21 protein-coding genes are annotated in these 19,650 nt (G+C 63.2%); 20 read left to right on the forward strand and 1 reads right to left on the reverse strand.

From position 1 onward, the window contains the following. Positions 1 to 64: 64 nt before the first annotated feature. The 20 genes from ACLQ3J_RS18360 to ACLQ3J_RS18455 all read left to right on the forward strand — a co-directional run bounded on the left by ACLQ3J_RS18360 (position 65) and on the right by ACLQ3J_RS18455 (position 17,632). Positions 65 to 898: an ABC transporter permease gene (locus ACLQ3J_RS18360; RefSeq protein WP_425904100.1), complete on the forward strand. Its 834-nt coding sequence runs from the start codon at positions 65 to 67 to the stop codon at positions 896 to 898. Beyond that, positions 891 to 1,676, forward strand: a complete 786-nt coding sequence (locus ACLQ3J_RS18365) for an ABC transporter ATP-binding protein (protein WP_169653115.1) — start codon at positions 891 to 893, stop codon at positions 1,674 to 1,676. The genes ACLQ3J_RS18360 and ACLQ3J_RS18365 overlap by 8 nt, the downstream gene beginning before the upstream one ends. After that, on the forward strand, positions 1,676 to 2,485 hold the full coding sequence (locus ACLQ3J_RS18370; RefSeq protein ID WP_169653114.1) for an FAD binding domain-containing protein: 810 nt from the start codon (positions 1,676 to 1,678) through the stop codon (positions 2,483 to 2,485). Before ACLQ3J_RS18365 ends, ACLQ3J_RS18370 begins: the two co-directional genes overlap by 1 nt. Next, entirely contained in the window at positions 2,485 to 3,006 is a 522-nt protein-coding gene (locus tag ACLQ3J_RS18375; protein ID WP_169653113.1) for a (2Fe-2S)-binding protein, read from the forward strand. The genes ACLQ3J_RS18370 and ACLQ3J_RS18375 overlap by 1 nt, the downstream gene beginning before the upstream one ends. Beyond that, positions 3,003 to 5,390 carry a xanthine dehydrogenase family protein molybdopterin-binding subunit gene (locus ACLQ3J_RS18380; protein WP_169653112.1) on the forward strand — a complete coding sequence of 796 codons (2,388 nt, stop codon included), beginning with the start codon at positions 3,003 to 3,005 and terminating at the stop codon, positions 5,388 to 5,390. Before ACLQ3J_RS18375 ends, ACLQ3J_RS18380 begins: the two co-directional genes overlap by 4 nt. Continuing rightward, entirely contained in the window at positions 5,387 to 6,238 is an 852-nt protein-coding gene (locus ACLQ3J_RS18385; protein ID WP_425904101.1) for an aspartate dehydrogenase domain-containing protein, read from the forward strand. The genes ACLQ3J_RS18380 and ACLQ3J_RS18385 overlap by 4 nt, the downstream gene beginning before the upstream one ends. Positions 6,239 to 6,403: 165 nt before the next feature. Continuing rightward, the gene (locus ACLQ3J_RS18390; protein WP_425904102.1) at positions 6,404 to 7,942 is read left to right on the forward strand and encodes an aldehyde dehydrogenase; all 1,539 of its coding nucleotides are present in this window, start codon (positions 6,404 to 6,406) and stop codon (positions 7,940 to 7,942) included. A 14-nt stretch (positions 7,943 to 7,956) separates the two neighbouring features. Next, on the forward strand, positions 7,957 to 8,307 hold the full coding sequence (locus tag ACLQ3J_RS18395) for a Rid family hydrolase (protein WP_169653109.1): 351 nt from the start codon (positions 7,957 to 7,959) through the stop codon (positions 8,305 to 8,307). A gap of 30 nt (positions 8,308 to 8,337) precedes the next feature. Then, positions 8,338 to 8,862, forward strand: a complete 525-nt coding sequence (locus tag ACLQ3J_RS18400) for a cupin domain-containing protein (protein ID WP_169653108.1) — start codon at positions 8,338 to 8,340, stop codon at positions 8,860 to 8,862. Positions 8,863 to 8,897: 35 nt separating this feature from the next. Continuing rightward, on the forward strand, positions 8,898 to 9,854 hold the full coding sequence (locus tag ACLQ3J_RS18405) for a PDR/VanB family oxidoreductase (RefSeq protein ID WP_425904103.1): 957 nt from the start codon (positions 8,898 to 8,900) through the stop codon (positions 9,852 to 9,854). Between the two features lie 28 nt (positions 9,855 to 9,882). After that, a complete protein-coding gene (locus ACLQ3J_RS18410) occupies positions 9,883 to 10,845 on the forward strand; it encodes a VOC family protein (RefSeq protein WP_169653106.1) in 963 nt (320 codons plus the stop codon). Between the two features lie 7 nt (positions 10,846 to 10,852). Further along, positions 10,853 to 11,668 carry an alpha/beta fold hydrolase gene (locus tag ACLQ3J_RS18415; protein ID WP_169653105.1) on the forward strand — a complete coding sequence of 272 codons (816 nt, stop codon included), beginning with the start codon at positions 10,853 to 10,855 and terminating at the stop codon, positions 11,666 to 11,668. Further along, a complete protein-coding gene (locus ACLQ3J_RS18420) occupies positions 11,665 to 12,405 on the forward strand; it encodes an SDR family oxidoreductase (RefSeq protein ID WP_425904104.1) in 741 nt (246 codons plus the stop codon). The genes ACLQ3J_RS18415 and ACLQ3J_RS18420 overlap by 4 nt, the downstream gene beginning before the upstream one ends. Before the next feature lie 13 nt (positions 12,406 to 12,418). Continuing rightward, entirely contained in the window at positions 12,419 to 13,207 is a 789-nt protein-coding gene (locus ACLQ3J_RS18425) for an SDR family oxidoreductase (RefSeq protein WP_169653103.1), read from the forward strand. A gap of 37 nt (positions 13,208 to 13,244) precedes the next feature. Then, the gene (locus ACLQ3J_RS18430) at positions 13,245 to 14,918 is read left to right on the forward strand and encodes a thiamine pyrophosphate-binding protein (protein WP_169653102.1); all 1,674 of its coding nucleotides are present in this window, start codon (positions 13,245 to 13,247) and stop codon (positions 14,916 to 14,918) included. Between the two features lie 5 nt (positions 14,919 to 14,923). Next, complete coding sequence (locus tag ACLQ3J_RS18435) at positions 14,924 to 15,553, forward strand: alpha/beta fold hydrolase (RefSeq protein ID WP_169653101.1); 630 nt, start codon at positions 14,924 to 14,926, stop codon at positions 15,551 to 15,553. Next, a complete protein-coding gene (locus tag ACLQ3J_RS18440; RefSeq protein WP_169653100.1) occupies positions 15,546 to 15,773 on the forward strand; it encodes a recombinase-like helix-turn-helix domain-containing protein in 228 nt (75 codons plus the stop codon). Before ACLQ3J_RS18435 ends, ACLQ3J_RS18440 begins: the two co-directional genes overlap by 8 nt. A 1-nt stretch (position 15,774) precedes the next feature. Next, positions 15,775 to 16,866 carry a Rieske 2Fe-2S domain-containing protein gene (locus tag ACLQ3J_RS18445; protein ID WP_169653099.1) on the forward strand — a complete coding sequence of 364 codons (1,092 nt, stop codon included), beginning with the start codon at positions 15,775 to 15,777 and terminating at the stop codon, positions 16,864 to 16,866. Then, positions 16,863 to 17,234, forward strand: a complete 372-nt coding sequence (locus ACLQ3J_RS18450) for a hypothetical protein (protein ID WP_425904105.1) — start codon at positions 16,863 to 16,865, stop codon at positions 17,232 to 17,234. Before ACLQ3J_RS18445 ends, ACLQ3J_RS18450 begins: the two co-directional genes overlap by 4 nt. After that, positions 17,231 to 17,632, forward strand: coding sequence for a RidA family protein (locus tag ACLQ3J_RS18455; RefSeq protein ID WP_169653098.1), 402 nt, complete (start codon positions 17,231 to 17,233; stop codon positions 17,630 to 17,632). The genes ACLQ3J_RS18450 and ACLQ3J_RS18455 overlap by 4 nt, the downstream gene beginning before the upstream one ends. Positions 17,633 to 18,176: 544 nt before the next feature. Here the strand turns inward: ACLQ3J_RS18455 and ACLQ3J_RS18460 are convergent. Continuing rightward, a complete protein-coding gene (locus tag ACLQ3J_RS18460; RefSeq protein WP_425904106.1) occupies positions 18,177 to 19,544 on the reverse strand; it encodes an acetamidase/formamidase family protein in 1,368 nt (455 codons plus the stop codon). Positions 19,545 to 19,650: the final 106 nt, after the last annotated feature.

The following is a 19,650-nucleotide window of genomic DNA, read 5'->3' on the forward strand; positions in this document are numbered from 1 at the left end:
ATCTGACGTGGTGATCAACGACCTTCACGACAACGACCTACCGATAGAGGTGCGCCTTTCGCCGGTGACCAGCGCACCTCGACGCGCTTCCCAGGTAGCGACTCGTCTTGCCGGGCGAGCAGGAATTCGTATCATCGTCCCGGTCCTTCTCCTCGCCGCGTGGTATGGATTGTCCGAGTCGGAGATCGGCTCGCTTTTCGTCGCCAATCCCTTCGACGCCTTCACGCGGGTGTTCACCGATTTCTTGAGCACCGACGCCGGGCACCTGTTCCTCGGCGACGCCACCATCGAGCACCTGTTTCCCAGCGTCTACCGAGCGCTGGCGGGCCTGGCACTCGCCGTGACGATCGGTGTCGGCCTGGGTATCGCACTCGGTATCAATCCCGTGCTCACAGCACTTTTCGCGCCGCTCATCCATCTCGGGCGCTCACTCCCCTCACCCGCCCTCCTCGGAGTGTTCTTCTTGCTCTTCGGCACGGGTGACAGCCCGAAGATCTTTCTGATCGCATTCTCGGTGGTGTGGCCGATCCTCTTCAACACCATCGACGGTGTTCAGTCCATCGGCACCGGTCGTACGCAAGCAGCGGCAATCTTCAAGATCTCCCGATGGGATGTCCTCACCAAGATCGTGCTTCCCGGCGCAGCCCCCAAAATTTTCGCCGGGGTGCGCACCGCCATGTCGCTTTCTCTCATCATCATGATCATCTCCGAACTGCAGAAGGCGGAGAACGGACTGGGTTACCAACTTGTGATGACCCAGCGCAATTTCGACTACACCGGGTTCTGGTCCGTGCTCATCGTGCTCGCTGCCCTCGGTGTCTTCATGAATCTCGTATTCGTGGCCGTCGAACGACGTGCCTTGGCCTGGCATCGAGGAGTGACCGAACAAAATGACTAGCACCGAACTCAACCGAACTGCGTCCGCCGAACTCGCTCTCGTCGGAGTATCGAAGACCTACGGCACCAACCTCGCGGTCCGGTCGATCACCGCCGACGTACCGGCCGGCAAGGTCAGTGTCATCGTCGGGCCCTCCGGTTGCGGCAAGTCGACCCTATTGCGCATCATCAGCGGATTGGATGTCCCGTCCGACGGCACGGTGACCTTCAACGGGGAATACGTCGACGGAGTGCCGGACGGACTGGCAATGGTGTTCCAGGACTACTCGCGCTCCCTCTTCCCGTGGATGCACGTCGACAAGAACATCGCATTCCCCCTCAAGCATCTGCCCGCCGCCGAACGCAAAGTTCGCGTGCAGGAGGCGATCGATGCCGTCGGTCTCTCCGGTAAAGAGAAGCTCTACCCCTGGCAGATGTCCGGTGGCATGCAGCAACGCGTCGCGATCGCCCGTGCTCTCGCGTGCCATCCCACATTGCTGCTGATGGATGAGCCGTACGCATCGGTGGATGCACAGACCCGAGCCGACCTCGAAGACCTGCTGCTCTCGATCCAGGCAAAGCTCGGGGTCACAGTTCTCGTGGTCACGCACGACATCGACGAAAGCGTCTACCTGGCAGACCACATCATCGTGTTGTCCAAGCCGCCGAGCGTCGTCGCGGAAACCATCGAAGTGGACCTCCCCCGCCCGCGCGACCAGATCGAAACCAAGGAAGATCCGCGCTTCGTCGAGATCAGGGCACACGTGACCCGCCTGCTCCGCCGAGCCGAGGAAGTCTGATGCGAATGCAGATGGCGGGCGCCGGCTTGATCGCCCAGAACCAGTCCGGGATGCCGCCGTTCGTTCTGCACCAGCCGTCCGACCTCGCGACCGCCAGGCAACTCGTCGCCCGCCATCCCGAGTCGACCCTCGCCGCTGGATGCAGCGACCTGTTCGCCCGAATCCGTGAGGGTGAGCGCATCGAACGTTTGATCTCGTTGCAGCAGGTGGATGAATTGCGGCGGATCAGCATGAACACCGACGGGGTCCTGAAGATCGGCTCTACTGTCAGCCACCACCAGGGATCGTCGAATCCTACGGTGATCCAAGCAATCCCGAATTTCGCTACCGCGTGGTCTTCGATTGCCACGATCCGGATCCGGTACACCGGCACCATCGGTGGAAACCTCATGGCCGGACGGACACGGTACGAGATGCACCTCATGTTGAGTGCGCTCGACGCTCGGCGTGTATGCGACCCAACCGGACGACTCCTCGAGGTAGTAGAGATCGACACTTCCGACCTCGTGTGGTTCGGATACGAGCGTTCGATGCGGCCCACCGCGACCGTCGCTCTCGCGGTACGGCGCGTGGCCGGTGGACTGGCCGTGCGGGCGGTCGCCGGATCCGAATACCGGTCCGGTTACGTCCTCCACACCCTGGTCGACGACCTCGCCATGATCGATGCGTTTGCTACCGGGCAACTGCTCGCCGAACAGCTTCCGGACGAGTGCGCCGACTACACCGGATCCGCCGAGTATCGGCGTCACTTGGTGTCCGTGCTGGTGCGCAGGCTTCTGGAGAATGTGACGAAACGAAGGAACACGTGATGACCGAACTCGACGAAGGTGAGACGAGCGCAACCCTCGACTTCACACTCAACGGTGAGAAGCGCTCCGTCGCGGTGGCGTCGAACATGACGCTGTTGGGCGTGCTTCGCAATGACTTCGACTGCCACGGTGTGCGTGCGTCGTGCGAGCGCGGCGTGTGCGGAGCCTGCACGGTCCTCGTCGATGACGTACCGGTCGCATCGTGTTCGACATTCGCCTTCGCCGTCGACGGCAAGGTGGTCGAGACCGTCGAAGGCCTCGCAGCCCCTGACGGCACTTTGTCACCACAGCAGCAGGCTTTTGCGGAGTGTGGCGGATGCCAGTGTGGTTACTGCACATCCGGCATGCTGATGGTCGCCACCGGTTTGCTCCGACATGAACCGAAGCCGGATCGCGGGATCATCCGAGAGTGGATCTCGTCCAATACGTGTCGTTGCACCGGATACGAGATGATCCTCGAGTCCGTGGAACGCGCTGCCGAACTCACTGCCCGCGGTTGTGGCCGAGGGGAGGAGGCATGACCTCCATCGAATCCTTCGAGCACGTTGTCGATCCGGACTCGATCGGCGGTTACCGGGTTCGGTCTCTTCCCACCGTCCCGGCCGCGCACGAGTTGATCGGCCGGGACCGCCCCCGCATGGATGCTCGCGCCAAAGTCACCGGCAAAGCCGTTTTCGGCGCCGACCTCGTCCGTCCGGGCATGTTGCACGCCAAGGTACTGCGAAGCCCCCATGCACACGCCAGGATTCTTACCATCGACGCGTCGGCGGCACGAGCATTGCCGGGTGTCCGGGCCGTTCTGACCCGGACGGAGGCGGCCGACCTCCAGCCGTACGGCACGATGGTCAAGGATCAGCCGACCGTCGCCATGGACGCAGTACGCTACGTCGGTGACATCGTGGCCGCGGTCGCCGCCGACGACGAACGCACCGCGTTTGCTGCCCTCGATCTCATCGAGGTGGAGTACGAGCCACTACCGGCTGTGTTCGACGTCCACGAGGCATTGGACGAATCCGCTCCGGTGATTCACCCGGAGGTACCGTTCGGGGCTCTCCCCGTCTACGGCGACGGGGCATCCGCATCCCTCCGCCCTTCACGCAATGTCCCTTACGAATTCTGCTACCGCACCGGCGATCCTGATGTCTGGGACGAGTGCGACCACATCTTCGAAGACACTTTCCACTACTCGCGGATGAACCACATGCATCTCGAACCGTTCGTCACGATCGCCGAGGCCAACGCCGAAGAGATCGAAGTGTGGACCAGCACCCAGTCGCCCTTCAACCTGCGGAAGGAACTCGCCCGGATCTTCACCATTCCGGAGAATCGGGTCCGCGTGCACGTCCCGTTTATCGGAGGTGGATTCGGTGCCAAGAACGGGCCGAAGGCCGATCCTGTCGCAATCCGGTTGTCGCAATTGTGTGGCGGGCGGGCGGTGCGATTCGCGATGACGACCGAAGAGGTGTTTTTCACGGTGTCTCAGCACGCCGCGACGCTTACGGTGCGCTCCGGAGTGAAAGCAGACGGCACCTTCGTCGCCCGGAAATCGCTGGTCCTGCTCAACGGCGGTGCCCACACGGAGCACAGTCCACTCGTCGCGGAGAAGGCCGGCTACCGGATGCCCGGCGCTTACCGTTGGAAGCACATCGACTCGGTGTGTCAGGTGGTCACCACCAACACCGTTCCTGCCGGCGCGATGCGCGGCTTCGGCGGCACGCAGGCGACATGGGCCAGCGAACGACAGGTCGATCTCATAGCCGAACGCCTTGGCATCGATCCGTACGAACTTCGACTCAAGAATGTCAAAATGCTGGGTGAGGAGTTCGTACCCGGCGAGTCGCACATCGATTCCGATCTTGCCGCGGGATTGCGCCTCGTCGCGGGAGCTGTCGGCTACCACGAACGCGACCGGTCTCCCCGGACCGGTACAAAGCGACGTGGAATGGGTGTCGCCGTCGGCGTCAAGGACGGCGGCGGCGTCAACAAGCCCGCGACGGCGCGCGTCAAGGTCACCACTCGCGGCGACGTGCTGCTCAACTGTGCGCTCACCGAGATGGGGCAGGGTGGCCATTCCGCCTTGTGCCAGATCGTGGCGGAGGTTCTCGGTACCGACCCACTGCGCGTCCACTATACGAAAATCGATACCGACACCGCGCCGTTCGATCAGGGCACCAATGCCTCGTCCGGTATCGCGGTGATGGGCCAGGCCGTGGAGGACGCGGCAAGAAGACTCCGCGATCAAGTACTCGCCTGGGCGGGTGAGCACCTCGATATCGATCCCGGTACTGCATTCCTGAAGGACTGGGCCGTCCATACCCCGGACGGGGAAGTACACCCACTCGCACCTGCAATTGTTGCGGTGTTCGGGGGCACCGGCTTCGAGTTCTCTTCAGAAGGCTTCTTCAAGGCACGCAATTCCCATCGCGCCCCGTTGGAAGCTCAGTGCGTGTTCTGGGAGATCGGTTGGGCCGCTGCAGAGGTCGAGGTCGACACCGAAACCGGCAGGGTCGACGTACTACAACTCGTGGTCAGTGGTGACGCCGGAAAGATCGTGAACAAGATCGGATGCCGGGGTCAGGACGAGGGAGCCGCGGTGTTCGGTCTCGCTCAGGCGATGTTCGAGGAGATGCGCTACAGCGACACCGGGGAGTTCCTCAACGCCGAGGCACTCCTCTACCGGGTGCCACTGGCCGAGGACATTCCCGAGCGATTCGTCTCCATCACTCAGGAACAAGGCCACGGCGCTGGGCCGTTCGGGGCCAAGGGCATGGGAGAAGGTGGCATGCTTCCGGTTGCTCCCGCGATCGCGCAGGCGATCGCCGACGCGTGCGGAGCACAGCTGACCGCTCTCCCGATGACTCCGGCACGGGTGCACGCCGCGATCGTCGAGGCAGGACGGAAATGATCCGGACGATGATGCCGGTGCGCCCGGGACAGGCACCCGGGACCAACACCGGCCGAATGAAGGTCGCCGTGATGGGCTACGGGACGATCGGAAGGATCGTCGCACAACGCCTTGCCGAAGGGGCCGTTGCCGGCGCCGAACTGGTGGCCGTCACCAGCCGGTCACCCGTCGTGGATGCTCCGGCACTCGTGATGGACCTCGACGACGCGCTGCAATCCGCCGAGGTCGTGGTGGAATGCGCAGGTAGAGATGCATTGCGCGCGAACGCGGAACGGATTCTGGATTCGGGGTGCGACCTCATCGTCTCGTCGGTGGGTGCCCTGTACGACGCCGAACTCGCGTCGATGCTGGAACGACCCCATCCCGGGACGCTCGTATGCACGAACGGGGCGATCGGCGGCCTCGACGTGCTGGCTGCCGCGGCCGACGCAGCACCGTTCGACTCCGTTCTCGTGCGGTCCACCAAGAGCCCCGGCGCTCTGATCCAACCGTGGATGGGCGACGCTGAGGTGGCGCGCATCGTCCACACGGACGGACCGGTACTGGTCTTCTCCGGCACACCCGCCGACGCCGCCAGACTGTTCCCGGCGTCGCTCAACGTCGCAGCTGCAGTCGCTTTCGCGGTGGGTGGCCGGCGCGCCGGCACCAACGTGACCGTCGAGTTGTACGCCGACCCCGCGGCGACGCTGACTCGGCACGAAGTGGAAGCCGCGGGCCCGGTAGGGCGCTATTCCATACGGATCGAGAATCTGCCGTCAGAGGGCAACCCCCGGACGAGCGCAGTGGTGCCCTACTCGATTCTCCGCACACTCGCTGCTCGTACTCGCCGCCCCAACCTGATTGGCTGAGAACGGGTTCCATGACGTCTTCGGCCGGATCTCTTTACCGCGATTTAACCGTATTACCTTGACGGAAAATATCTTTTAGCTCAGACTCTTGGTAGTGAACTACAGGGAGGGAAGAGCAGCGAACCTCTCGGCAGTGCAGCTTCCGACAAGAACGGATTACCGACCATGAATGCACCGACACATACTCCCGTCACGACCTCCGGTCGTCCGGGCACCTTCGCTGCCGACACCATCGACGAGATCTTCGTGGCAGGACAGTGGACCCGAGGGACCGGTCAACTGATCGAGTCGGTCGATCCCGCGACCGGCGAAATCTTCGCCACCTTGCACGCCGCGACCGCCGACGATGTCGACCTCGCCGTCGACGCAGGACATCGCGCAATTCGTGAATCCGGCTGGGCGAACGCCCTTCCGCATGAGCGAGCACTCATCCTGCATCGCATCGGAGATGAGATCGACAACGAGATCGGCCGGATCTCCCGCCTGCAGACCATCGACACCGGCAAGACACTCGCCGAAACCGCCGCACTCGCACGCAGCGCCGCCGGCACGTTCCGCTATATGGCTGCCGCACTCGAAACCATGGAGGATGCCATCACACCCTCCCGCGGCTCTTACCTGACCTTCGCAACCCACGAACCCATCGGCGTCATCGCCGCAATCACGCCGTGGAACTCCCCCATCGCATCCGACGCACAGAAGATCGCCCCGGCACTCGCAGCCGGCAACGCTGTGATCGCGAAACCCCCCGTATGGGCGCCCTGGGTGACACTGTTGCTGGCACGCATCTGTGAACGTGCCGGTCTACCCGCCGGTGTGATGTCCGTCCTTCCCGGAGCGGGCCATACCGTCGGCGCCGCTCTCGCTCGCCATCCGCGAGTCGGCAGGCTTTCGTTTACCGGCGGCACTACCACCGGACGAGCACTCGCTCACGTTGCCGCCGAAAAATTGATGCCGGTCACCCTCGAACTCGGCGGAAAATCTCCCACCATCGTTTTCGACGACGCCGATATCGACCAGGCGATCGCGGGGATCCTGTTCGGCGTTTTCTCATCCTCCGGGCAGAGCTGCATCGCCGGCTCCCGAGTATTCGTGCAGCGCAACAAGTATGATGTGTTCATCGAACGGCTCGTGGCCGCCACCCGAACACTACGTGTCGGGCCGGGGACCGAAGCCGACACGCAGGTCGCACCGCTGATCAACTTCTCCCACCGCGACAGCGTCGCCGAAATGGTCGAGAAAGCAGTCGCCGACGGAGCACAGGTGTTGTGTGGTGGTGCAATTCCCGATGATCCCCGACTGGCCCGCGGTGCCTACTACTTGCCGACCGTCCTCACGGGAGTCGAGAACACCTCGACCATTTGCCAAGAGGAGGTCTTCGGACCGGTTGCCGTCGTCCTTCCTTTCGATGACGAGGCCGACCTGGTCGAACAAGCCAATGACACTGTGTTCGGACTCGCCTGCGGCATCTGGACCGCAGACTACCGGCGCGCCTGGCGGGTCGCCAAGGCGGTGCAGGCCGGGACCGTTTGGATCAATACCTACAAGCAATTCTCCATATCGACGCCGTTCAGCGGACTCAAGGACAGCGGCATCGGAACCGAGAAGGGCCGCGACGGAATCCGCTCGTACATGAACCAGAAGAGCATCTACCTCGATCTCTCCGGTCGTGCTCTTCCGTGGGCCGCGCCGAAGAGCGAGTAAAGGAAGGAACTGCTGTGAACGCACATCCTTACAGCCCGGCTTTCGAAAAAGCGGGTTTCGGATTCGTCTCGGGCGCACTGTCCATCGACACCGACGGTGTTGCCGTGGAGGGACGACGGGAGGCGCTTCAGGCTGCGGTCGACCGATTGAGCGAGCGTCTCGCCACGGTCCACATGACGCTCGAAGACGTCGTCAAGACCACCTATTTCGTCACCGACGTCTCCCTGCGCGACGAAGCGAACGCCCACTACGAGACCGTTTTCTCCGAGCCTCGCCCCGCGCGGTCCTTCGTCCAGGTCGCGGCGCTGCCCTACGGAGCGACCGTTGAGATCGAAGCGATCGCGCACAAGAACACCGCTGCCTGACCTGAAACTCTCCACGAAAGGTGAAATTCCATGACTACCACTGAATCTTCGAACCAGGTAACCGATCTCGACGAGCTGATCGACTCGTGCATCGCCACGGCTTCGTCCCGTTACGAGGATTGGAACACCTTGGCCTTCCAGGCAGAGAAGGGCGGCGAAGAGTTCCGTCGCGCGCAGATCCGCTACATCGGATCCGGTGCCACAGGAAACCACGAAGGCGATTCGCGCACCATCAAGGCCGACCACTTCACCTTCTCGAACATGCGCCTGCCCGTCGGTGCCATCGGTCCCGAGCACACCCACCACGACGTCGAAGAGGTCTTCTTCGTACTGGAGGGAAATCTCGAGGTCGCCGTTCACGACGTGGAAGACGGCACCAAGACAGCGAAGCGGACACTCGGTTACCGCGACCTGATCCGCGTTCCCGCCGGAGTGCCTCGCAGCCTGAAGAACGTCGGCGACACCGACGCTCTCTTCTGCGTCATCATCGGCACCGCGAAGCCGCAGCTCCCGACCTACCCGCCGAGCTCGCCGATGCACGGTATCACTCGCTGAGACCGGCGGCGGGCTATCGAAGGACGGAGAACCTGATGTCCGAGAACAGAATTCTGCGGGTCCACCAGAAGACCTACGAAGCCGAAGGAGTCACGAGTGTCACGCTGGTCGACCCGACCGGCAACGACCTACCGAGCTGGGAACCGGGCGCACACATCGCCCTGCACCTGCCGAACGGGCTTCTCCGGGAGTACTCCTTGTGCTCCGATCCATCGGACCGGGGACGTTGGACGGTCGCCGTCCTCCGTAAGCCCGACTCCCGCGGCGGGAGTGTCGCCGTCCACGACGCACTTCCCGTGGGCGCGACACTCCAGGTGGACGTCCCGCGCAATGCCTTCGGATTGGACGAGCGCGCCGAGCATCACGTTCTCGTCGCCGGCGGTATCGGCATCACTCCGATCCTTGCGATGACCCGCCGCCTCCAGCAGCAAAACAAAGAGTGGCACCTGCTCTACACTGGCCGGTCGCGTACCACCATGGCGTACCTCGAGGAGATCGCCGGTTTTCCCGTGGATCGGGTCACCATTCACGCCGACGACGAGGCGAACGGATCGTTTCCCGACCTTGGTGCACTGATGGCGTCTCATCCGGCCACCGCGACCGTGTACTGCTGCGGACCGGAGCCGTTGATGAATGCGTGCGCAGAAGCGTTGGACGACCCGGCGCGACTTCGGATCGAGCGTTTCAAGGCTCCCGAGCAGCCAGTGAACCCGGACGGCGACGACACCGCATTCGATGTGGTCATTTCCTCGAACGGGCAGCGCATCACCGTCGATGCGAATACCTCCGTTCTCGATGCACTCATGTCGGCCGGCCTCCCCGTGCCTTCATCGTGCACCGAGGGCATTTGCGGAAGCTGTGAAATCGGCGTTGTCAAAGGCGACGTCGACCATCGGGACTTCGTGCTCAGTCCCGACGAACACGCATCCGGAACGACCATGCTTCCGTGCGTTTCACGATGCCGATCGGCAGAACTCGTCATCGACCTCTAGACACGCTCCACCACCGGAAAGAGGAAACATGCGCTACAGCGAGGAACCCGTGGTCCGCATGCGCGCACTGCGATCGGTTTCGCTCGGAGTCCCCGATCCGCAGGCTTCGCGGGACTTCTATCACGAGGTCTGGGGACTCTCGACGGTCGAAGCCGACGCAGGGCGCTTCTGGTTGCGCGCCACAGGCGACGAGCATCATGTACTGCGATTGGTTACGGCTGAACAGAATCGGCTCGATCAGATCAGCTTCGCCGTCGAGACACCGCGGGCGATCGACGAAGCTGCACGACGATTGGAGCAGATCGGCATTCCGATTCTTCGACCACCGGGGCGACTCGAGGATGCCGCCGGTGGCTACGGGATGACGCTCGTGGACCCTGAAGGCCGAGCCATCCAACTCTCGGCCGACACGCATGCAGTCCCGCAGCAGGAACCCGCCGGACGAAGGGCGATCCCCCGAAAGGTCGCACACGTGGTGCTCAACACCACCGATATCGACCTCATGGCCGATTTCTACGTCGAAGTCCTCGGGATGCGCATCTCTGACTGGTCCGAGCATCAGATGACCTTTCTGCGATGCAATGCCGATCACCACGTCATCGCCCTCAACCAAGCACCGTGGCCGTCCGTCAACCACGTCGCCTACGAGATGCACAGTGTCGACCACTTCATGCGCGGACTCGGAAGTCTCAAACACCACGGTATCGAACCCCAGTGGGGCCCGGGACGTCACGGACCGGGAGACAACACCTTCTCCTACTTCACCGACCCGGCCGGATTGGTGTGCGAATACACGTCGGAAGTCGCCCAGGTCGACGAGGACTCGTGGCTTTGCCGCACATGGCGTCGTGTCCCCGAACTGTCCGACCAGTGGGGTACCGCCGGCCCGCCCACGACGGGCGTCCGAACCGCGATGGCCGGCCTCGCCGACCTGGGACACCGGGATGAAGTGGTCACAGGTATCGACGACTACTTCATCGGTTCAGAGTGAGTTCCTCATGATCGCGACCGAACACGCGAGTGCTGCGGACACACACGTCACCCGACATGGTGTCGCACTCGATATCCGCGGGGCCCACGACGCAGAACCGATAGTCCTGATGCACGGAATCGGGGGCAGCGCCCGCTCGAGTGCCGAGCTCGCCGTTCGTCTGACACGCCACGGCTATCGCACCATCTGCTGGGACGCACCGGGCTACGGGCGTTCGCTCGACCCGGCCGATGAGGTTCTCGACCACAGCGTGGTGCTCGAGAACGTCCTGGACGATCTCGGCATCGAGTCTGCTCACCTGTTCGGAACCTCATGGGGCGGCGTGATTGCCATGCGTGCAGCCCTCCGGAACCCTGCCCGGTTTCGCTCCCTGATCCTCGCCGACAGCACCCGAGGATCGGGCACATCGGTGGAGAAATCCTCCGCAATGCTCTCCCGCGTGACCGAACTCGAACAATTCGGAGCCGAGCACTTCGCAGAATGTCGGGCGGAGCGACTCCTCTCCCCCAGTCATCACCCGTCCGTCGAAGCAGCGGTGCGGGAGGACATGGCCACTGTCCGCATTCCCGGATACCGGGCGGCAGCCCAATTCATGGCGTCCTCGAATGTCGGGCCGGATCTGCATCGCATCTCTGCACCGACCCTCGTCCTCGTCGGAGAACACGATGTCATCACGGGGGTCGCCGAATCGCGACTGCTCGCCGACGCCATTCCCGGAGCCCGCTTCGGACTGATCCTCGAGGCGGGACACGCCGCCCTGCAGGAACAGCCCGACGCGATGGCTGCCCACATCACCACCTTCCACGAAGGAGTGCAGCAGTGAGCAAATTGATCGTCGTAACCGGAGGCGGACGTGGTCTCGGGTTCTCCATCGCCGAACGGCTTGCCGCTTCGGGAAATCGGATCGTGATCGCCGAAAAGCGTCCCGACCTCGTCGAGTCGGCGGAGAAGAATCTGCGCGGTCGAGGATACGACGTCGCGGGGATCGTCACCGACATCGCAGACCGCGATTCCGTGATTGCCCTTACGGAGCGTGTGGCCCAATTGGGAGGCGCCGACGGCCTGGTTAACAATGCCGCCCTGGCCGACGGCGTGGGTGGAGACGCGTTCTGGGAGCTCGACGAAGACTTCTTCCTGCGGGTGATGACCGTGAACAGTTATGGCACCTGGCTCGTCAGCAAGCACTTTTTCGCCCAGATGGCCGAGCGGGAGCAATCGGCGATCGTCAACGTTGCCTCGGACGCCGCGCTCTACGGCTCACCTCGCCTCGTGCACTACACGAGTTCCAAGGGAGCAGTTATGGCGATGACCCGCACGATGGCGCGAGACGGTGGACCGCACGGCCTTCGGGTCAATGCCGTGGCCCCCGGCCTTACGCGCGTCGAAGCGACCGAGACCGTGCCGGCATCGAGATACGCACTCTACGAGAACAACCGATCGCTAACTCGCGAACAGACACCCGACGATGTCGCCGGCACCGTCGAGTTCCTGTTGTCCGACGCCGCCGCCTACATCACCGGCCAGACCATCGTGGTCGACGGTGGATTCGTAATGAACTGAGAAGGAGCCGATCATGGACTTGGGTCTAGCGGGTCGCACAGTGCTCGTAACGGGTGCCAGCTCGGGTATCGGGCTTGCCACCGTCCGGTACCTCGCTGATGAAGGCGCGAATATCGTTTCCTGTGCCCGCGATGCGGACCGATTGGTCGATGCCCTTTCCACCATCGTGGGACTCGACTCCGATCGCGTTTTCACCGGAAGCTGTGACGTCACCGATCGCGCAGCCGTCGAAACGTTCGTCGGCGACGCCGTGGGGCACTTCGGTCGGATCGACGGGGTGGTCTGCAACGCTGGGCGCTCGCTCATGGCTCGGTTGCCGGACACGGCCGATGATCAAATCCGGGAAGAGTTCGACCTCAAGATCTTCGGCACCTGGAATGTCGTACGCGCAGCGCGTGAGGCACTCGCCGCGTCCACCGCCGGCGCCGTCGTGAACGTCAACGCCATACTGTCCCGTCAACCGGAAGAACGGCTCGCCGTCACATCCGCGGCACGTGCCGCGCTCCTCAACTTGACGCATACGATGGCCGGAGAACTCGCTCAGGACGGGACGCGAGTGAATTCGGTACTGCTCGGTTTGATCGACACCGGACAGTGGCGACGCCGCTTCGAGGACTCCGAGACCGATCTCGATTACGACGCCTGGAGCGCCGAGATCGCGGCCGACCGGGGCATTGCACTCGGCCGATTCGGCCGGGCCGAAGAGGTTGCCTTCCACATCGTGACTTTGCTGTCGCCCCTGAGCAGTTACACGACCGGCGCGTCGATCGACGTCGGCGGAGGCGTCAGCCGCTACCTCTGACGAGCGTTCACAACCATCGAGTACTACGGAGGACACCATGACACCCAGCAAAAGCACCGAGGGGAAGAAGCCCACGGGCGGTGACGTACTGGTCGAGGTCATGCGTCGGCACGGCGTCGACACCGCATTCGGCGTGATAAGCATCCACAACCTTCCCCTCGTCGAGGCCGTGGCTCGTGAACTCAACTTCGTCGAGATGCGCCACGAAGCCGCCGTCGTCAACGCAGCCGACGGATACGCGCGCGCGTCCGGCAAGATCGGAGTCGCGATAACCAGCACCGGTACCGGAGCAGGCAACGCCGCGGGATCGATGGTAGAAGCGTTGACCGCCGGAAGCCGGGTCCTCCATGTCACCGGACAGATCGAGAGCGAGTATCTCGGCACGTGTCGAGGCGTCATCCACGAAGTTCCCAAGCAACTCCAGATGCTCGACGCAGTATCCAAGTTCGCCAAAACTATCCTCGATGCGAAGGAAGTCGAAGCAGTTCTCGAAGAAGCCATCTCAGCGATCGACAGTGCCCCATACGGGCCGGCCAGCGTCGAATGGCCTTCCGATCTGCAGTACCTCGCACGACCCGATGAACAACGTCCGTACGAGTTCGAGCCGGCCCCATTCCCCGCGTTGGACCATACCGGTATCGCCGCGGCCGTGGCTCTGCTCGCACAGGCGAAGCGTCCCCTCATCTGGGTCGGCGGCGGAGCCGCAGGTGCACGCGACGAATTGTCCTCACTGCTCCACAAACTCGGTGCGGGCCTGTTCACCAGCAACTCCGGGCGCGCCATCGTGCCGGAGGACGACGAGCTGGTCATCGGCAACTTCGCCACACATGCGGACGCCGCGTCGCTGCTCGAGGAATCGGATCTTCTCCTGGCCATCGGAACGCACTTCCGTTCCAACGAGACCAGAAGTTACCACCTGAAACTGCCTGCAACGCAGATTCAGATCGACATCGATCCTGAAGCTGTCGGACGCGTGTACCCGGCAACCGTCGGCATCATCGGCGACGCCGCCCGGACGCTCGCCGCCATCGATGCCTCGATCACCCACACAGCAGCCGAAGCCAACTGGGCGGAGAAGGTGACGGACACCCGACACGGGGTGCGCTCGAGTCTGAAAGCTTTCATCGGTGGTTACGCCGAAATCTGCGAAGGTCTCCGCACGGTGCTGCCTCGTGAATCCGTCGTCGCACGCGACGTGACCATTCCGTCCAGTCAATGGGGAAACAGGCTACTTCCCTTCTACGAACGAGGCACCAACATCTTCCCGCTAGGCGGCGGAATCGGCCAGGGGCTGGCTATGGGTATCGGAGCTGCTCTCGCACGTCCACATGTGCCCACCGTCGTGATCGCCGGCGACGGTGGTCTCGCCGTTCATCTCGGTGAGCTCGCCTCGCTGGCGGGCAGCGGCGCGTGGTGCACAGTCGTCGTCTTCAACGACGGCGGTTACGGAGTGCTGCGAAACATGCAGGAATCCAATGGCTTCGATCGCGCAGGCGTCGACCTCTACACACCTCGGTTCGATCTGCTCGCTGCTTCGATGGATCTGCCCTACGAAATCGTCCAAGGCCCAGGACATTTCGAGAAGGCGCTGCGCGAGGCGATCGAAACCCACGGTCCCGCACTGATCGAGGTCGATGTCGCCGCAGTGACACCTACGCCGGGCGCGTTCACTCCGCCGGTCCACATCCCTGTCGCAGAGGACCGAAGGTGAGCAGCGTGGGTGCAAGCACCATTGTCCCGGGGCGGAACGTCGTCGACGACGAACGGCGGGAACCTATCCTCTGCGTCCACGACGGCCCCGGAGTGACCGACCACTTCGCCGACCAGATCCGCGCACTCGCTGCGCTCCCCATCGGCACCCAAACGGTGCTCGATATCGCCGAGACCGACTCCTTGGAACGGTGGCTGGACGAAGTGACAGGAGGATTCGTCGAGCATGGCCGGTCTCATCTGCTGGCCACCGGGCCCGCAGCCTACGGTGCGATCGTGTTCGCGACCCGCCGGCCCGAACTCGTTCTCAGTCTTCTTCTCGGCGATCCCGCTGTGCCATCGGAATCCGAGGACTACCGGGATCTCCTACGGACGGTCGTTGCACCGACCCTCGTCATCGCATCGGTACCCGAGGCCGGTGACGAGACCTGTCTCGAACAGCCCCAAACCATCGCCGGTGGCATCGACAACGGCGTCTTCGTGGTCATCGACGGTTGCCGCGTCCCTGCCCATCAAGAGCGGCCGACGTCGTTCAACGAATGGGTCACCTCGTTCACCATCATCGCCGAGGGTCTCGCAGACTCCGGTGCTCCACCCGCTTACAGCTCGAACCGACAGGAGAACCCACGTGCCTGACTCGACTACTCAGTACCTCGATGCGCACCAGACACACCTCGAGCCATTCACCCCTTACGAAATGAAGCTCTCCGGTTCGATCATGGAGGTCTTCGGCAAGGGCATCCATGACCTACCCGGTCTCGTTGCCAGCCTGAATGGTCTTGGTCTGCACGCACCCGATGGAGGGGACTGGACCGAAGAGAACTTCCGTGCCGAGATGCGACGTTTGGGAGAGTGACATGACCACGATTACAACCACTACCGCTTCAACGACCGGCACCGGAGGCGGCTCCCGCCGCGCAGTGGGTATCCGCGGCGAGATGACTGCCGACGATCTGGCAAAGTACGGCCTGCGCGACCGCTGGTACCCCATTCTTCCCTCTCGCATGGTCGGGTCCGGGGAGATGAAGAAGGTCAAGCGACTCAATATCGACTGGCTGCTGTTCCGTGACGCGCAGGGCGTCGTTCACATGCTCGAAGATCGGTGTCCCCATCGCAGCGCCCCGCTGTCCGTCGGACAGCACCTCGGCGATCGGGTCGCGTGCGCGTACCACGGCGTCCAGGTCGACGGCACCGGCAAGGTCGTTTCGGTCCCCGGCATGCCGGGTTGCGCTCTCGAAGGCAAGCAGGCCACAGTGTCGCTGAAGGTTGTCGAAGCCGCCGACACCATCTTCGCGTTCGTCCCGCTCACCGCCGACTCCGAACCGACTCCATTCATTCTGCCTGACCGCCTCGCGTCACCTGAACACTCGTGGTTTCCCAACTACGCCGAGTGGGCGGGCCCGTGGCGGTTCTACATGGACAATGTTCTCGACCCCATGCATGGTGCGTTCCTGCATCGCGATTCGCACTCGATGTTTGCAGGAGACACCTCTGCACGCTTCCGAATCCGTGAAACCGACCGCGGCTTCTTCTTCGAGAAGACCGACCAGCGTGGCAAGAACTTCGACTGGGTCGAGTACGTCCGCGGATCCATGGACTACGTCGACCTGGAGATTCCATACGCCGAAAATGCCGGCCCCGGAGGAGTCTTCGGAATCGTGGGTATGTCCTGCCCCGTCGACGAGCACAACTCGGCGATCTTCCACTGGCGCACCCGCAAAGTGCAGGGATGGGAGCGAGAGGTGTGGCGCTTCCTGTATCGCACGCGCCTCGAGGCAAAACACTGGGAGGTTCTCGAGCAGGATCGTGTCGTGCTCGAAGTACTCGCCGACGACGCCGATGTCGACGAACACCTCTACCAGCACGACCTCGGGGTGTCGCGCATCCGGCGCATCTACCGGGCGGATGCGAAGAAGCAGGCCGCGATCCTGGCCGGTGAGCTCGTATGACCACTACTGAAACCGCGACTATTCCGGCGGACATGAATACCTCCGGTTCGGGCACCTTGATGCTGACGGTGTTCCTACGGCACGACCAGTCGCAGAACATGGGCGAACTGCAGGGCAAACTCGACGAAGCCGACTGGTGGCACGGATTCCCGCCCGAAGGTTGCGAGATCGTGTCATGGGTGGTCGCGATGGGCCTGGGCCAGATCGTCACGCTCCGGCTTCCGGCATCGAAGTTGAATTCGGTGAACGTGGAACTCGAACGACGCGCATGGGGCGTGTTCACCACCGAGTTTTACCCGACTTACGACTTCGTTCCCGTCCGGGAACGTTTGACCCGCGAATCGGATGCACGGACGGCCACGACATGACTCGCATTTCCGCTATCGGCGTCCCGGACGCTCCCCGGCCCGGCATGTTCTCCAACGCGCGGGTCGTTGGCGACAGATTTTTCATCTCCGGCATGCATGCCGGTTCGCCCGAGGGTGTGGTGGGCCGTGAGGACGCCTATGCACAGGCGGTCGAGGCCTTCCGACGTGTACAGGAATTGACCGAAGCCTGCGGGGCGGTCGTCGACGACATCCTCGTCCTACGGGTGTACCTCACCGATATCGCCGACAAGGTTGCCGTTGGTCGCGCTCGCGCGGAAATGTTCGTCGGCGATTTCCCGTGTTCCACTCTCGTGCAGGTGTGCGCGTTGGTCGAACCCGGACTCAAGGTTGAGATCGAAGCGGAAGGCATTGTCGGCGGGTCGCGTCCGAGCGTATGAAAGCTCCGATGAGGGAATCCGCTCTACAGCGCGAGTCCGTTCGGCGGCGCCGCTAGAAGTCGCGCATTTCGCCCTCGATCGAGCCTTCGCCACTATGCGCGTTGGTTGCCAGGATCATCACACCTGGCAACCAACGCGATGATCAGGGACTGCAATCCTGTCGACGGGTCCGTTCGAGGAAACCCCGGGAAAACGGCACCGCCTGATCATTTACGTCGACGTCACGGGCACAATCCTCGGCCGCCACAATGCGGGGCGCGCCTGGGGCGGGGTGCACCGTACGGTGGGATGGCAGGCGCGAGTGCTCGCCGCAGTCGCGCAGTGCTCACCCGCAAGGCTCAACCGGTTGGCCAACAAGTGGGTGACACGCCGCTGACAACCGGTCGAGAGCAGGATCGGCATCTCGTCGCGGCAGATCTCGACGATTGGTTGGTCGGTTCGCGGCGCACTGCAAGGCTGGTCACTGCACTCCTCGACCAGGCGCGAACAAGTGAGGAAGCTCGCCCTTCTGCACGCGAACGGCGCCGTCCGCCGCACGCAATGATCAGCTGAAATGATCCTTGTAGATTTGGCCGTGAACGCCCACGGTCCGGTCGACCACCTGCGACACCGTGAAGTCGGCCGCTGCCGAGAGATATGCGTACGCGGTCGCGCGGGCCATGCCCTGGTCCTTTTCGAGGAAGTCCAGAGCATTGACGACAGCCCTCCGCATCGCAACATTGAGGTCACTGCCCTGACCGTCGATCGCGCCGTCGGGGTCGGACAGCCCGATGGGGATCCAAGACTCGGTTGTTTCCGCGAACGGGTAGCCGTAGGCGACACTCGGTGCATCTCCCGATCCTGGTTTGCAGACGGTCAGTCGGAAGGTCCCGCGCAGTGAACCTTCCATTGCGGTGAGCGCCACTTCACCGTCCCCCATCGCCATGTGCGGGTCACCGACGTAGAAGAGTGCGCCGGGGGCGAAGACGGGTAGGTAGAAGGAAGAACCTTCGCCCAGCAACCGGATATCGATGTTGCCACCACCCAGTGTCGGCGGAATCGAGTTCGAGTTGGGTGAGGTCGGATCGGCGTCGGTGGAAAATGCGACGCCCATCATGCCCATGAACGGGCGGAGCGGAAACTGGACGCGAGAGTTCTGCCCGAAGGGCATGACCCCCAGCCCGTTTTCGATGGTCGTGAAGACCGATACGTTGCCGTGCGAGGTGGGATCGGCACCGGCTCGCCCGTCTGTGGAGACCGGTGGCATCACTTCGGTTGTGTCTATACCCGCGGGTGCGCCACCGTCACCGGTCCTCGCAAGCGCACCCTTGCCGTGCCGACTGGAGACGACACCGTACGGGACTCGGGGGATGATCTCCAATGTCTCGATCTTGAGGACATCGCCGGGTTCGGCACCTTCGACGAAGACCGGTCCGGTGACTACGTGGGGTCCATCCTTGCCGAAATCACGTGGTGTGCGGTTGTATTCGGCGGCGATCGCCGCAGCGTCCTGGAGCACGTCGCCGGCGGCGACACCTTTCGTACCGAAGTAGTCGATGGGGTTGCGGCCCTGGTCTTCGAGTATTCCCTCGTGGGAGACGGTGTCGATGGTGATTGTCTGTCCCGACCTCATCCGGACCACCGGACTGGTGTGCACATTCGGCACGTAGCCCCAGAGCACTTCGTCGGGGAGCGATCCCAGGTATATGTCGCCGGACCGGTCACCTTGGCCCGGCTGCAGGATCGGAACCCCGCCGGCATACGGCAGAGCAGGTGAGGAGACTGTCGGTCCCGCTGATGCGTCCGAGCATGCCGCGGCGGCCCCGGCCACACCCACACCGGCGCCGACCGCTACCACGCTCTGAATGAACCGGCGACGGCCGAGACCCCTCGTGAGAAGTTCTGCCGCATTTCGTGAGAACTGTTCGGGCACAATGAGCCTCCGGTCGGTGTTGGACCGCCCAAGCTACCGAGGCGATGTTTCGTCCCCATTGCAGCCCGGTTCACAGAACACGCGGGGTTGTTTACGGGCCAACAGG

Origin of the sequence: Rhodococcus sp. DT1, from assembly GCF_049844875.1 — a bacterium.
Taxonomy (GTDB): domain Bacteria; phylum Actinomycetota; class Actinomycetes; order Mycobacteriales; family Mycobacteriaceae; genus Rhodococcus.

Excerpts from the sequence above, each read along its gene's own strand:
- ACLQ3J_RS18370 (WP_169653114.1), top strand. The coding sequence starts at position 1,676 with ATGCGAATGCAGATGGCGGGCGCCGGCTTGATCGCCCAGAACCAGTCC.
- ACLQ3J_RS18455 (WP_169653098.1), top strand. The coding sequence starts at position 17,231 with ATGACTCGCATTTCCGCTATCGGCGTCCCGGACGCTCCCCGGCCCGGC.
- ACLQ3J_RS18450 (WP_425904105.1), top strand. The coding sequence starts at position 16,863 with ATGACCACTACTGAAACCGCGACTATTCCGGCGGACATGAATACCTCC.
- ACLQ3J_RS18430 (WP_169653102.1), top strand. The coding sequence starts at position 13,245 with ATGACACCCAGCAAAAGCACCGAGGGGAAGAAGCCCACGGGCGGTGAC.
- ACLQ3J_RS18380 (WP_169653112.1), top strand. The coding sequence starts at position 3,003 with ATGACCTCCATCGAATCCTTCGAGCACGTTGTCGATCCGGACTCGATC.
- ACLQ3J_RS18410 (WP_169653106.1), top strand. The coding sequence starts at position 9,883 with ATGCGCTACAGCGAGGAACCCGTGGTCCGCATGCGCGCACTGCGATCG.
- ACLQ3J_RS18385 (WP_425904101.1), top strand. The coding sequence starts at position 5,387 with ATGATCCGGACGATGATGCCGGTGCGCCCGGGACAGGCACCCGGGACC.
- ACLQ3J_RS18365 (WP_169653115.1), top strand. The coding sequence starts at position 891 with ATGACTAGCACCGAACTCAACCGAACTGCGTCCGCCGAACTCGCTCTC.
- ACLQ3J_RS18375 (WP_169653113.1), top strand. The coding sequence starts at position 2,485 with ATGACCGAACTCGACGAAGGTGAGACGAGCGCAACCCTCGACTTCACA.
- ACLQ3J_RS18425 (WP_169653103.1), top strand. The coding sequence starts at position 12,419 with ATGGACTTGGGTCTAGCGGGTCGCACAGTGCTCGTAACGGGTGCCAGC.
- ACLQ3J_RS18400 (WP_169653108.1), top strand. The coding sequence starts at position 8,338 with ATGACTACCACTGAATCTTCGAACCAGGTAACCGATCTCGACGAGCTG.
- ACLQ3J_RS18415 (WP_169653105.1), top strand. The coding sequence starts at position 10,853 with ATGATCGCGACCGAACACGCGAGTGCTGCGGACACACACGTCACCCGA.
- ACLQ3J_RS18445 (WP_169653099.1), top strand. The coding sequence starts at position 15,775 with ATGACCACGATTACAACCACTACCGCTTCAACGACCGGCACCGGAGGC.
- ACLQ3J_RS18405 (WP_425904103.1), top strand. The coding sequence starts at position 8,898 with ATGTCCGAGAACAGAATTCTGCGGGTCCACCAGAAGACCTACGAAGCC.
- ACLQ3J_RS18390 (WP_425904102.1), top strand. The coding sequence starts at position 6,404 with ATGAATGCACCGACACATACTCCCGTCACGACCTCCGGTCGTCCGGGC.